The following is a 13,727-nucleotide window of genomic DNA, read 5'->3' on the forward strand; positions in this document are numbered from 1 at the left end:
TCAAAGTCGAATCAGGTTGCGGGCGGCGATGGCGATGCTTTGGGTGGTGGGACGATGCACGGCCCATAAACTCGGATGATACGGCACGGGAGTGTCTTTGGCGTTGAGGCGTTGCGGCGGCGCGTCGAGCAGGCCAAAACCTTCCGTTGCTACGCGTGCGATCACTTCCGCCGTCACCCCGCCCCACGGCCACGCTTCACCGACGCAAAGCAAGCGTCCCGTGCGCGCGACCGATGCCATCACGGTATCGGTATCCAGCGGTTTGACCGAACGCAAATCAACGACTTCGACTTCCATGCCTTCCGTCGCCAATTCTTCCGCCACCGCCAGCGCATCGTGAACCATCGCACTATAAGCCACGATAGTCATGTCACGCCCCGGTCGCGCGATGCGCGCTTTGCCCGTGGGCATCGCCTCGGTCGGCAGATGTTCCGCCTTCAAGTGATTATAAAGATGTTTGTGCTCGCAAAAAATCACCGGGTCATCAATCGCCACCGCTTCAAGCAACATGCTATACGCGTCTTCAACCGTTGCCGGAGTCATCACGACTAGGCCGGGATAATGCGCGTAAATCGCCTCAAGACTTTGGCTGTGGTACGGCCCGCCGCCCGCGATTCCGCCGCTCGGCAATCGTATGGTAATCGGACAAGGCACATTCGTGCGCCAGTAAAATGCCGCGGCGTTATTAACAATTTGATTGAACCCCGGCAGCGAAAAATCCGCATACTGCATTTCCACGATCGGACGCATGCCGCCAATCGCCGCTCCAATCGCCGCGCCAACCATCGCGTCTTCGCTGATGGGCGAATCGAGAACGCGCCCCGGATATTCGCGCGCGAGATTTTTCGTGGCCTTGAATGCGCCGCCGAACGCGCCCACGTCCTGCCCGTAAATGAACACGCGCGGATCATCGGCAAGCGCCTTGGCTTGCGCCGCGCGAATGGCTTCGAGATAGGTGATGCTCACTGGTTCTGGCCCTCGATAAGATGCCGCGAAGAGAGCGCGCTCCAATCTTCGCTGTATGGGTCCGGCCCCGCTTCCCGGCGGACGGTGGCAAGCGCCTCCTCGATTTCATGCACACACTCATTGCGCCACGCATCCAGCAGCGTTTGGTCTGCCCAATCTTCTTTCAGCAAATGCTCCTCCGCCAGCTTCAGGCAATCGCGCCCGTAACCCACCGTTCTCAACAGTGGATCAATGTAATTGGAATCATCATGTTCGCCGTGACCGCAAAGGCGAAGCAGTCGTCCGACGATTAGTTGCGGGCCATTTCCGCGGCGCGCGGATTCAATCGCCTCACCCACGATTTTCAAACAGGCCGTCAAATCATTGCCATCGAACGAATGGCCTTGCACGCCGTAGCCCACGGCGCGATCCACTAAATCTTCACAGGCGAATTGTCGCGAGGTGGGCGTCGAATAAGCATATTGATTATTCGCCACCATGAGCACGAGCGGAAGTTTTTCGATGGCCGCCTGGTTGAGCCCCTCGTGAAACGCTCCCGTCGAAGTCGCGCCATCGCCCAGACACGCGACGCCAACCGTGCCTTTGATTTTTTTGAACCGATGCGCCAGCAACGCGCCGTTCACCACTGAAACCATCGCGCCCAGATGGCTCACCATCGGTAAATAACCGGCGCGCGGGTTGCCACGATGAACATTCCCATCACGACCGCGCATCGGCCCGGCAGCCGAACCAAGGTAAGTGCGGATGGCATCGAAAATCGTTTCGCCAAAAGCCAGTCGCCCCGCGGCATCGCGAATGAGCGGCGCAAAGATGTCCCCCTGCCGCAAATTCAACCCAGCCGCCACACTGAAAGCCTCCTGCCCGCGCCCCAGGAACACGCCGCCGGCGATTTTGCCCGTTCGATAAAGGCTCGCGAATTTATCGTCCAAAACGCGCGCCAGCAACATACCACGGTAAGCTTTCAGGTATGTATCGCGGAAGGAGGAGACTTCGCCAATAGTTTGAGCCATGTAGGGAAATTTATGCGCCTTTTCTGCCATGATGCAATATTTCTTTGAAGCTCCGCCGCAGTTGAACGGAGCTAATTGCCCCGATTATGCCATGCTCGACCAGCGTGTCTAACAATTCGCAGCTCCGTGACCGATAATAGGTCAGAAATTGAGCAAGAGCCAATGCCCAATGATCATCGAAAAAATTGGGTAAACCTGAATTGTCCCAAAAACGCCGAAGTTCGCTTGGCTGCGCGACTTGGGCATTCATTTTAAAATGAAATTTGCCTTTCCCATTTATTGGTGTTGAATGTGCTAAATACCTGGAAGGTAATTGACGATACATACGTCAAATGGACATCGAAATTGCCGTTTTATGAATTTGCCCGCATCCAATGTGCTCCTGGTCGAGGATGATCCCAAGATGCATGAAGTCCTCGCCGCGCTGCTCGCCGAGGACAACATCACCCTTGCCTACGCGCCCGATGCCCTCACCGCACTCTCGATGGTGCGCGAAAAATTTTACGATTTGATGCTGCTCGACCTCGGCTTGCCGGGCATGGACGGTTTCGAAGTCTTGAAACAACTCCAGGAAAAACCGCTTACCCGTTCGCTGCCGGTGATCGTCCTCACGGCCTGGAACAGCACGACCGATAAATTGCGCGGCTTCGAACTCGGCGCGGTGGATTATCTCACCAAGCCTTTTGAATCCGCCGAACTCCGCGCGCGCCTTTGCTCCGCGCTCCGCACCAAACATCTCCAGGACGAACTCACCCAGATCAATCGCGATCTCGAAGCCGCCCGCGTTGCCGCCGAAACTGCCGCCCGCGCCAAGGCCGAATTTCTCGCGAACATGAGCCATGAGATTCGCACGCCGATGAACGGCGTCATCGCCATGACCGGTCTGCTCCTCGAAACGTCGCTCAACAACGAGCAGCGCAGTTACGTCGAGACGATTTATTCCAGCAGCGAATCGTTGCTCACCATCATCAATGACATTCTCGATTTCTCGAAGATCGAGTCCGGCAAACTCGAATTGGAAAATCGCCCGTTCGAATTGCGCAGTTGTGTTGAGGATGGTCTCGACCTGCTCGCCGCGAAGGCCGCCGAGAAAGAACTCGATCTCGCGTATCAAATTGATGACGACATCCCGACGCACATTCTCGGCGATGTCACGCGTCTCCGCCAGGTCTTGGTAAATCTCCTCAGCAACGGCATCAAGTTCACCACCGAAGGCGAAGTCGTCGTGCAGGTGAAAGTCGAAGCCGGCCCCGGCCGTTCCAACGACGGTTCGCCCGCCGCCATGACCGATCCGTGGCAACTGCATTTTTCCGTCCAGGACACCGGCATCGGCATCCCCGCCTCTCAACTCGACCGGCTTTTCAAATCGTTCAGCCAGGCGGACGCCTCGACTACGCGCCAATACGGCGGCACCGGCCTCGGCCTCGCGATCAGCAAACGCCTCGTCGAACTCATGGGCGGACGCATGTGGGTGGAAAGCGTTCCGCAAAAAGGTTCGACCTTCCATTTCATCATCCCCTTCCAGCCAAGCGCGGCGGCTCCGCGTTTCCCGTTGCACGGCCCGCAACCACAACTGGCCGACCTTCGCCTCTTGATTGTGGACGACAATCCGACGAATCGCCGCATTCTCACCCTGCAAGCCAGCAAGTGGGGCATGATTCCCCGTTCCGCGCACAGCGGCCCGCAGGCGCTCGAGTGGATGCAAAAAGGCGAATCGTTCGACCTCGCCATTCTCGACATGCAGATGCCGGACATGGATGGCCTCATGCTCGCCAAACAGATCCGCCAAATGCCCGGCACAGTAATGCTGCCGCTGGTGTTGCTCACTTCGATGGGCATCCGTGCGGACAATCCCGCTTTCGCCAGCGCCGCTTTCGCCAGTTGCCTGACCAAGCCGATCAAGCCCGCCCAGTTGCATGAAGTTTTGGTGCGCGTCATCTCCGGCGCAAAACCGGCCGTAAGAAAATCCGTGACGTCCAAGCTCGATCCGACGATGGCCCAGCGTCTCCCGCTGCGCGTATTGCTGTGCGATGACAATCTCATCAATCAAAAAGTTGCCCTGCGCCTCCTTCAGCAAATGGGTTACAAGGCGGACGTCGCCAACAATGGCCTCGAATGTTTGCAATCCCTCACCCGCCAGCCTTACGACATTATTTTCATGGACGTGCAGATGCCCGAGATGGACGGCCTCGAAGCCACGCGCCAAATCCGCCTTCGCCAAAAAGATCCAGCCGCCGAGGGACATTTTAAATCGAACATCGCCATCGTCGCCATGACCGCGAACGCCATGCAGGGTGATCGCGAAAAATGTCTCGCCGCCGGCATGGACGATTATGTCGCCAAACCGGTTCGTCCCGACGACATCCGCCTCGTGGTCGAGCGCTGGGGTTCGCGCGTCACTGCCGAAGCTCAAGCCGACTCGTCCGCGGAACATCCCGCCAGCACTGTGCTCGAAACTAAATCTACTCCCGCACAACAAGCGCCACCCGTGGACATGGAACGCCTCCTTGATTTCGCCAACGGCGACCTGGAAAACCTGCGCGAACTCGTCGAACTTTATTTGCAACAAACCGCGAAACAGATCACGCAGTTGACCAGCGCCGTCGAGGCGAAAAATGGCGATGAAGTGAAACGCCTCGCCCACAGTTGCGCCGGTGCCAGTTCCACCTGCGGCATGACCGGCATCGCTCCTGTGCTCCGCGAACTCGAACGCCAGGGCATGGAAGGCCTCGAGTCCAGCGCGCTCGACCTCGCCCGCCAGGCCAGTTGCGAATTCGACCGCATCAAAAATTTTCTGACCGATTATCTCAATTCGGCGCCTCAGCTTGCCCGGACGTAACATGAACAAAAAGATTTTACTCATCGAAGACGACCAGCTCGTCGCCAATATTTATCGCAACAAGTTTTGCTGCGATAATTTTGACGTGGAAGTGGCGCATGACGGCGCAGCGGGCTTTGATGCCATCCTGACCTTCAAACCCAACGTGGTCATTTTGGATTTGATGCTGCCGACCATCACCGGGCTCGATCTCCTCAAAAAAATCCGCGCCCAGGAAGAACTGAAGCAGTTGCCGGTCATCGTTTTTTCCAACACCTACCTTAGCAATATGGTGCAGGAAGCCTGGAAAGCCGGTGCCACCAAATGTCTTTCCAAGGCTAGTTGCACGCCCAAGCAGGTGATTGACGTCGTGCGCTCGCTCGTGGGCTCGTCCGATCCCGCCCCGGCCTCGGCGCCCGCGCGCACGGTTCCCACCGCCGCTCCCGTCGCGGACCCGGAAGCCGACGCCGCCTTTCAGGACGATCTTCGCCGCTCCTTTTTGGAAGCGCTGCCCGCGTGCATCGCCGCGTGCCGCGCGCATCTGCAATCGGCCATCCGCAGCGCCAGCGAAGAACAGCGCGTCAAATATTTGCAGGAGCTTTATCGCCGCGTCCACACCATCACTGGCAATGCCGGCATGGCGGGCGTCGTGACCATCGCGCAAATGACCGACGCCCTCGAAGCCCTGATCAAGGAGCTTTACGAGAAACCGAAAAACATCAACGCCTCCACCCTTCGCACCGTCGCGCTCACCGTTGATTTTCTCAACTTGCTTTTCGAGCGCACGCCCATCGCCGAGCCGAAACTGATGCCTTCGCCCGCGAAGCCGAATATCCTCGTCGTGGATGACGAAGCCATCTCGCGCCGCGCCATCACTTATGCGCTGGAAAAAGCGAAGCTCGCGAGTAGCAGCGTGGAAAATCCCGAGGCTGCGTTGACGTTGCTCGCCGAAAATAAATACGATCTGGTTTTTCTCGACGTGGACATGCCGGGAATGAACGGCTTCGAGCTTTGCACCAAGCTGCGCGGATTCCAGCGCAACCACGCCACCCCCGTCGTCTTCGTCACCGGACTCACCGATTTCGAGAGCCGCGCGAACTCCACCATGAGCGGCGGAAACGACCTTATCGCCAAGCCCTTTCTCTTCATGGAACTCGCCGTCAAAGCGCTCGTTTACGTCCTGCGCGGCCGCATGGCCCCCGCGGCAAAAGCTACCCCCACCCTCGCCGCCGCATAAAAGCGCCGCGGCGCGACAGCGCCGTCCACCCCTTCCTCTAATTTGGTAGGGCTGCGCTGCCACGCACTAGTGTCCAGCTATATCTATTGGAACTGGAATGACTTCTGGTTTTCCGGATAAGAGTTGTTCGAATCGTTTTGTGATATTTGTTGCGCAAAGAGTTCAATGGCAGGCATTTGTTCGAAGATGCTCACGCTGGAAATTTGCAAAATTTCATTCAAATTTTTTTCGATTCCATTTTGCTTTTTAAAAATCGCCACCATTAAATACGCGCAGATGGCGCTCCAGATCTGGCAGCGCACCGCATTCTCCGAGCGCCCGTAAAACGCCCGCAACCGCAAATGTTGTTTGATCCATTTGAAAAATAATTCGACCTGCCAGCGCCGCTTATAGAGTTGGCCCACGGTCTCGGCGCTCAGTGAAAAATTATTCGTCAACAGCACCAGCCCGACTTGGTTTTCCGAATCATAGAGCCGGATTTTTCGCAAAGCCTCGGGAAAGGATTTGGCTGACCAATTACTTTTGAGGCGCACCGTCTGATCGCACTTATAACCGTTTTCCTTGGCCACCGGTCGGCTGGCCAAAACCTTGAGACTCACCGGCTCCTTGCAGCGAACGACAAAGAACGCGCCCCGTTGCTGGAGGCGATAGAGCCGCAGAAAATCCATGTAGCCCCGGTCCATGATGTAGTGCGCTCCCGGGTGGATGGGGATTTGATCGAGCAGGCGCATATCTCCGATTTTGGTGCCGGTGATCGCCGCCCAGGCGGGCAGATTGCCCTGCAAAGACAGCAGCAAATGCAGTTTGAGCGCGCTGCGCCCGGTGCGGGAGTAGTAACCCCAGGGGAAAACATCCAGCGCCAGCGAGATGATGGAGGAATCCAGGGCGAAGACCAACCCGGCCGCCTCGACCTCCGTGGGCGCCTGGCGATACAAGGAGGCGGCGCGCCGCATGAGAGTTTGGGCCAGGCTTTGAAACAATCGCCAATCCCGATGCTTGCCGGCGTAAGCCAGGTTGGTCCGGGTGACCCGGCCACGGAACCCCATATGATAGAGCAGCCGGGGCTTGGAATTAAGGCAGGCCACGATATCACGCAGGCTTTCGCGATAAGTGAGCTGGCCAAAACAAAGGGCCAGAAAATGATCATAGCCCGCGAGTCCGCGGAACGGTTTGGCGGGAGGAAATTTTTCGGCGCAGCGGGAAAACTCCGCGGCATGGAGAGCGCTGGTGATTTGAGAGAACAGGGTGGCATAGGGCTGCATCCGCAACGCTAGGCGAAAAAGCCGCCGTGAAAACCTTCAAAGTGTCAACTCTGGAATTGGGGAAAAGGAACAAAACTTTCCAGCCAAACTCCATGTCGGTAACAGCCCCCACCTTCAGCTTACCCGCATAAAATATGAAGATTATGCCCGCCCTTTCAATTATAGCTGGACACGAGTGCGCTGCCACGCAGCCGTCCGCAGTCCCGCAGGGATGGCAGATATTAACCCAGCAATTTATTGCTGGATTTCCATCCGCCACAGCCCCGCAACAATAAAAGTCACGCCCCAAACGCGATCCTTCGCCCATCGCCATCGCCTACCCACCGCCTTCCGTCTCTCTCTCCCCGCGACCGCGCGGGGCGAGAGCCGGAGAGAGGGGGCTTAATTCCCTATCGCAACGAGCTTACACCTCTTGCACGCCCCTCTCGCCTTTGACTTTCCTCTTGCCCCTCATTATGCTGCCCTCATGGAAATGCTCCATGCGCCTTGGCGAATCCAATATATTCAAGCTCCCAAATCGGCCCCGGCCGGTGGTTCCATCTTTGCCGAAATCGGCCAATCCACCGATGACGAAGGCAATCTCGTCATCGCGCGGGACCGCACCTGCTATGTCGTGTTGAATCGCTTTCCCTACACGGGTGGGCACCTCCTCGTGGTGCCTTACAAGCAAACCCCCGACTTTCACGGCCTCACCGACGGCGAACTCACCGACCTCATGAAAATGGTCCGCCGCTGTCAGGACGCCCTCACCGCCGTCATGAAACCCAACGGCTTCAACATCGGCGTCAACCTCGGCCGCGCCGCCGGTGCCGGCATCGAGGAACATCTCCACATCCACATCGTCCCCCGCTGGGCCGGCGATACCAATTTCATGCCCGTCGTCGGTCACACCATGGTCCTGCCCGAAGCGCTCACCGAACTCGCCGCCAAGCTCCGCGCTTCGCTGGCGCAATCATAAGTCAACGTCCCACCCGCAAAATTCTCATGCCCACGGAAACCCTCCATTTCGAAAACGCTCGCCTCGCCCAGCAGCTTTTTAATAACGACCCGCAAAATTTGCTCGCCCTCGAACAAGCCCTCGGCGTCAAAGCTACTTCCCGCGAAGGCTGGATCAAGCTCGACGGCCCCGCCGAAGCCATCGAACGCGCCAAGCAACTTTTTCTGCTGCTCGAAAATTCCTTGAAGGCCGGCACCGCCATTCGCAATCGCGAATTCGCCAACGCGCTCAACGTGATCAATAACGAAGGCATCGGCGCGCTCAAAGATTTGATGTCCGAGCGCATCCAGACCTCGGGCAAGAAACCCAGCGTCAGCCCGAAAACGCTCGGCCAGAAAAAATATGTGGATGCCATCCGCGTTCACGACGTTACCTTCGGCATCGGCCCCGCTGGCACCGGCAAAACCTATCTTGCGATGGCGATGGCCGTCTCCGCTCTCAAGGAGGAAAAGGTCAGCCGCATTATTTTGACGCGTCCCGCCGTCGAGGCCGGTGAAGCGCTCGGTTTTTTGCCCGGCGATCTTTACGAAAAAATCACGCCCTATCTGCGTCCGCTCCACGATGCCTTGCAGGACATGTTGCCCGCCGAGGAAATCCAAAAATACATGGAACGCAACGTCATTGAAATCGCTCCCCTCGCCTACATGCGCGGCCGCACGCTCAACAATGCCTTCATCATCCTCGACGAAGCGCAGAACGCCACCACCGAGCAGATGTTCATGTTCCTCACCCGCCTCGGCATGAATTCCAAAGCCGTGATCACCGGCGACGAAACCCAGATTGATTTGCCCACGCAAAAACGCTCCGGGCTCGTCGAAGCGCATCGCGCCCTGCGCGGAACCGAGGGCATAGCAATCGTCGAGTTCAGCCGCCGCGATGTCGTGCGCCATCCGTTGGTCCAGCGCATCATCGCCGCTTACGAGGAACATCGCGGCAAAGCCCGATGAGCGCGCCGCAACAACTGTTCACCCTTCGTAATCGCCAGCGCACGCGCCCCCTTGACCTTCGCCTGCTTCGCCAAATCCTGCGCCATCATCTCGCCGAAGTTTGCGCCAACGATTTCGACCTCACGATCCATCTCGTCAACGCCGTCGAAATGGCGCGCCTGAATTTTGAATTGTTAAACCACAGCGGCTCGACCGATGTCATCACCCTGGATTATTCCGAACCCAATCTTCTCGCGGGCGAATTGTTCATTTGCGTGGACGAAGCCGTGTTGCAAGCCCGCCAATTTAATGTCACTTGGCCGGAGGAATTGATCCGTTATTTCGTCCATGGCATTTTGCACCTGCAAGGCCACGATGATCTGAAACCCGCGCCGCGCCGCCGCATGAAAATCGAGGAAGGCCGCCGCGTGCGAAAATTGGCGTGTGACTTTCACTTGAGCAAACTCGCACGCAAACCTAAACTGAAAACGTGAGCAAAAGCATCCTCAGCAGTTGGCGCGCAAATTTCTTTACCGGTTTGGCCATCGTCCTGCCGGGGGTGATTTCCGTCGTCGTCATCTTCTGGCTGTTTTTCACCGCGTCGCGCATCACCGACACGCTGTTGATTTTCATCCCGCAGGACATCACGCACGAAAAACTCGGCGGTGAACCCGGCGCGGGACCGATGCACTGGTACTGGAGCCTCGTCGCGCTGGTGCTGGCGATAATTCTGACCTCCATCGTCGGCCTGCTCGCCCGAAATTATCTCGGCAAAAAATTGATCGAATGGGTGGATACCTCGCTGCTCAATGTTCCCTTTCTCAATAAAATCTACGGCGCCACCAAGCAGATCAACGAGGCGTTCACCTCCGGCAACAAAACCTCCTTCAAGACCGTCGTGCTGATCGAGTTCCCCCGCGAAGGCATGTATTCCGTCGGCTTCCTCACCAGCGAAGTCCATTCGGAACTCGAAAGCCGCATCCCCGGAAAAGCTGTTTGCGTTTTCATCCCCACGACGCCCAATCCGACCTCCGGCTTCATGGTGCTCGTCCCGCAAGACCACGTCACCAAGCTCGATATGTCCGTGGCCGACGGCATCAAATTCATCATCAGCCTCGGCTCCATCAGCCCGGAACATTCGCCGCTGCAGCGCATGAAATCGCTCATCGAACGCTAAGGTTTCGCATGACCGAAACCACTCACGGCTTGGTTTTGCGCACGCGCCCGCTGACGGAAACCAGCCTCATCGTCCACTGGCTCACGCCTGATTTCGGCCGACTCGCCACCGTTGCCAAAGGCGCGCGCCGCTCCAAATCCCCCTTCGCCGGCAAGCTCGATTTATTTTACCTCGCCGACTTCAGCTTCCAGCGCAGCCGCCGCTCCGAACTTCATGCGCTCCGCGAAGTCAGCCTCCGCGAAACCCACGCCGCGCTCCGCAACGAAATCGAATACCTCCAGCAAGCCTCCTATTGCATCGCGCTCATCGAGCAAACCACCGAAATGGAAGCGCCCATCCCGGAAATTTTTTCGCTCTTCGCCAATGTCCTCGCGCACCTCCCGAAACAACCGCCCCAGCCGCAAACCCTCTTCGCCTTCGAGATAAAATTGCTAAGCGAACTCGGCCTCCAACCCGATTTGGAAAAAGACAATGTGAAGCCCGACCTCAAACAAATCCTCCGCATCCTCCTCGTCAGCGACTGGCCCGCCCTCGCCCGCCTGAAACTAAGCCCCGCCCAGGTCACCAGCCTCGCTCAATATCTCCACGCCTTCCTCCTCTATCACACCGGAAAAGTCCCCCTGTCCCGCCGCCGCCTGGACTCCTAACCCGCGCCCCACACACAGCTCACCGATGGCGGCGCGTCGTAGCGCTTCGCCGTCCGAAGTCCCGCCGGGACGGCAGATCTTAGCCCAGCCATTTATGGCTGGGTTGGAGTCCTCTTTATATCAAGTCCCGCAGGGACGAAAGAAATTCCCGTATGGAACCAAAGCCCCCACACTCGCCCAACACTTCTCATTAATCCGTAATGTTAGTTAGGGGCAAACCAGGGCACGCGTGCAAGAAATGGTTTCAACCGTTTCTCGACTTTACCTGTCGCCCACTTATAATCCATTCCACGCTTGCGACGCCTTTCTTTCCGCGCTAACCTGAACCCATGAAAACGCTGACCATCAGCGAAGCCTCCAGATGGGAAAATCTTTGCGACGACCCAAGTTTGGAAAACATCCCCTATCGTGTCGAACTTTCTCGTCACGGCCAGCTAATCACGAGCCCGCATCAAAGCTATCACAGCATCTTTCAAAGCCGCATCATCCGCGCTCTTATTCAGTTGCTGCCGCAAGGCGAAGCCATGCCCGAATGTCCGATCGAAACGGACGAAGGAATTTTTGTCGCGGACGTCGCCTGGGCATCGTCCGAAAAAGTGGAGCGCAATTTCAACCTCGCAATGTGGTCGGAATCACCGGACATTGTCATTGAAGTCTTGTCTCCTTCAAATTCCGATGAAGAAGTCCGCATTAAGCGCAATGCCGTTTTCGCCAAGGGCGCGACTGAGTTTTGCTGTGTGACCGCCACGGAAAGATTCAATTTTTCAGCCGCCGCGGCGTTCTCTCAAAGTCCCGTCTTTGCCCCGAATTCCCCGCCAGCGTCAGCAAAACCTCTGCGAAAAAATAAAACAAGTTTGGCGCTTACTGCACTTGAGCCACCTCAGCCACTTCCGGCTCCGCCCACTTATTGTGCTCTTTGATCAAATCCACCAAACGCTCCACCGCTTCCGCTTCCGGAATATTAAATTTGATCGGCGTCTTGCCGACATAAAGATTGATCTTGTTCGGCGCGCCGCCGACGTAACCAAAATCCGCATCCGCCATTTCGCCCGGCCCGTTCACGATGCAACCCATGATCGCGATCTTCACGCCCTTCAAATGCTCCGTTCGCGCCTTGATCCGCGCCGTCACCGTCTGCAAATTAAACAGCGTGCGCCCGCACGACGGGCACGCCACATAATCCGTCTTGAACGACCGGCAGCCCGCCGCCTGCAAAATATTGTACGCCAGTCGCAACGATTGTCCCCCGCCCGCCTCGCCGCGAATCAAAATCGCGTCGCCAATCCCATCCGCGAGCAATGACCCGATCACCACCGACGCCCGCAACAGCGCAATCTTCGGTTCCAGCGGCGTTGGCGTGAAACTCAAACAATCCTTCAGCAAAATCGGATTGTTCAACCCCAGCCGTTTCAACTTCGCCGCGAGCAATCGAAACGCCGTGATCGCCGGCAACGCCACACCATCCTTCACCGTGACTAATTGCGTCTCGCAATTCACTGAAAAATCCTGCGTCGGATGCACCTCGAAAACATTCAAGTCCTCGTAAACCGCCTCCGGTTTCACATCGTCACGCGGCCGGATTTTCGGCGCGACCTTGTCCCACGTCCCACGTGTAACCACCACCCGAATCAACTGTTCGCCGCCGCATTTGCAATTCTCGTTCAGCTCGATCTCCGGAGTTTCGCGGCGCTCAAAATGAAATGGATCATACGAAACCGCCGCGTTGTCAACGCGCGCCTGCGTATTCGCCAGCGTCGGAATCTGCGCCAGCAAATCCCGGCACACCGCGATTTCATGCGGCGAATCTTCCGTCAACGAAACTCGGATCGTGTCCCCCAGCCCATCGCACAGCAGTGAACCAATTCCTATCGCGCTCTTGATGCGCCCATCCTCGCCCTCGCCCGCCTCCGTCACGCCCAGATGAATCGGATAATTCCAGTCCGGCCCAAGTTCGCTCAACCGCGCCACCAGCAGGCGATAACATTCGATCATCACCTTCGGATTGCTCGACTTCATCGAGAATTTAAAATTGTGATACCCATTAGCGCGCGCGATGTGCGCAAATTCCAGCGCGCTCTCCACCATGCCCAGCGGCGTGTCGCCGAACCGGTTCATGATACGGTCGCTCAACGAACCGTGGTTGGTCCCGATGCGCATGGCACGGCCAAGTTCCTTGCAAAGTTTCACCAGCGGCGTGAACTTTTCCTCGATGCGTTTCAACTCCGCCGCGTATTGCTCGTCGGTATATTCCTTGATTGCAAATTTTTTTGAATCCGCGTAATTGCCGGGATTCACGCGCACCATCTCCACCCACTTGGCGGCTTCCATCGCGGCCTCCGGCTTGAAATGGATGTCCGCCACGATCGGCACTTCGCAACCGCGCGCGCGCAATTCCGTAACGATGTTCTTGAGGTTCGCCGCATCCTTAACCGTCGGCGCGGTGATGCGCACGATCTGGCAACCAACCGCCACGAGATCAAGCGTTTGCTGCACGCTCGCGGCGGTGTCCATCGTGTCGCACGTGATCATGGACTGCACAACCACGGGATGTTCGCCGCCGATGATGACGCCGCCGCGCGCCGGATCGCCGACGACTACTTCGCGGGTTTTACGGCGATGAAACTGAAATGGTGATTCGCAATACTGCATATAAATTGCCCTGCTGACTCCCCACTGGCCGCAACTTC

The 13,727-nt window shown here is 57.3% G+C and carries 13 protein-coding genes; 8 read left to right on the forward strand and 5 right to left on the reverse strand.

Annotated elements, in window-relative coordinates; all coding sequences use genetic code 11:
* Genes VH413_00650 through VH413_00660 form a run of 3 tightly spaced genes read right to left on the reverse strand, consistent with a single transcriptional unit; the run spans nucleotide 1 to nucleotide 2,226 of the window.
* Nucleotides 1–966, reverse strand: coding sequence for a transketolase C-terminal domain-containing protein (locus VH413_00650; GenBank protein HEX3797178.1), 966 nt, complete (start codon nucleotides 964–966; stop codon nucleotides 1–3).
* Nucleotides 963–1,976 carry a thiamine pyrophosphate-dependent dehydrogenase E1 component subunit alpha gene (locus VH413_00655; GenBank protein HEX3797179.1) on the reverse strand — a complete coding sequence of 338 codons (1,014 nt, stop codon included), beginning with the start codon at nucleotides 1,974–1,976 and terminating at the stop codon, nucleotides 963–965. Before VH413_00655 ends, VH413_00650 begins: the two co-directional genes overlap by 4 nt.
* A gap of 10 nt (nucleotides 1,977–1,986) precedes the next feature.
* Nucleotides 1,987–2,226: a hypothetical protein gene (locus tag VH413_00660; GenBank protein HEX3797180.1), complete on the reverse strand. Its 240-nt coding sequence runs from the start codon at nucleotides 2,224–2,226 to the stop codon at nucleotides 1,987–1,989.
* Nucleotides 2,227–2,331: 105 nt separating this feature from the next.
* On the opposite strand from VH413_00660, the gene VH413_00665 reads away from it, so the two are divergent.
* Both VH413_00665 and VH413_00670 read left to right on the forward strand, forming a co-directional pair.
* A complete protein-coding gene (locus VH413_00665) occupies nucleotides 2,332–4,815 on the forward strand; it encodes a response regulator (protein HEX3797181.1) in 2,484 nt (827 codons plus the stop codon).
* A 1-nt stretch (nucleotide 4,816) separates the two neighbouring features.
* Nucleotides 4,817–6,031 carry a response regulator gene (locus VH413_00670; GenBank protein ID HEX3797182.1) on the forward strand — a complete coding sequence of 405 codons (1,215 nt, stop codon included), beginning with the start codon at nucleotides 4,817–4,819 and terminating at the stop codon, nucleotides 6,029–6,031.
* 83 nt (nucleotides 6,032–6,114) lie between these two features.
* Here VH413_00670 and VH413_00675 read toward each other — a convergent pair whose 3' ends face one another.
* On the reverse strand, nucleotides 6,115–7,293 hold the full coding sequence (locus VH413_00675) for an IS4 family transposase (protein HEX3797183.1): 1,179 nt from the start codon (nucleotides 7,291–7,293) through the stop codon (nucleotides 6,115–6,117).
* A gap of 466 nt (nucleotides 7,294–7,759) precedes the next feature.
* On the opposite strand from VH413_00675, the gene VH413_00680 reads away from it, so the two are divergent.
* From VH413_00680 to VH413_00705, 6 genes are all read left to right on the forward strand, one after another.
* The gene (locus VH413_00680; GenBank protein ID HEX3797184.1) at nucleotides 7,760–8,251 is read left to right on the forward strand and encodes an HIT domain-containing protein; all 492 of its coding nucleotides are present in this window, start codon (nucleotides 7,760–7,762) and stop codon (nucleotides 8,249–8,251) included.
* 26 nt (nucleotides 8,252–8,277) lie between these two features.
* On the forward strand, nucleotides 8,278–9,237 hold the full coding sequence (locus tag VH413_00685) for a PhoH family protein (GenBank protein HEX3797185.1): 960 nt from the start codon (nucleotides 8,278–8,280) through the stop codon (nucleotides 9,235–9,237).
* Entirely contained in the window at nucleotides 9,234–9,710 is a 477-nt protein-coding gene (ybeY, locus tag VH413_00690) for an rRNA maturation RNase YbeY (protein ID HEX3797186.1), read from the forward strand. The genes VH413_00685 and ybeY overlap by 4 nt, the downstream gene beginning before the upstream one ends.
* Nucleotides 9,707–10,393, forward strand: coding sequence for a DUF502 domain-containing protein (locus tag VH413_00695; GenBank protein ID HEX3797187.1), 687 nt, complete (start codon nucleotides 9,707–9,709; stop codon nucleotides 10,391–10,393). The genes ybeY and VH413_00695 overlap by 4 nt, the downstream gene beginning before the upstream one ends.
* 8 nt (nucleotides 10,394–10,401) lie before the next feature.
* The gene (gene recO / locus VH413_00700; protein HEX3797188.1) at nucleotides 10,402–11,040 is read left to right on the forward strand and encodes a DNA repair protein RecO; all 639 of its coding nucleotides are present in this window, start codon (nucleotides 10,402–10,404) and stop codon (nucleotides 11,038–11,040) included.
* A gap of 329 nt (nucleotides 11,041–11,369) precedes the next feature.
* Nucleotides 11,370–11,960 carry a Uma2 family endonuclease gene (locus tag VH413_00705; protein ID HEX3797189.1) on the forward strand — a complete coding sequence of 197 codons (591 nt, stop codon included), beginning with the start codon at nucleotides 11,370–11,372 and terminating at the stop codon, nucleotides 11,958–11,960.
* On the opposite strand, the gene ispG is transcribed toward VH413_00705, so the two are convergent.
* A complete protein-coding gene (gene ispG, locus VH413_00710; protein HEX3797190.1) occupies nucleotides 11,902–13,689 on the reverse strand; it encodes a (E)-4-hydroxy-3-methylbut-2-enyl-diphosphate synthase in 1,788 nt (595 codons plus the stop codon). The genes VH413_00705 and ispG overlap by 59 nt on opposite strands.
* Nucleotides 13,690–13,727 lie beyond the last annotated feature (38 nt).

Source organism: Verrucomicrobiia bacterium (genome assembly GCA_036268055.1).
In the GTDB taxonomy this organism is placed as follows: Bacteria; Verrucomicrobiota; Verrucomicrobiia; order Limisphaerales; family Pedosphaeraceae; genus DATAUW01.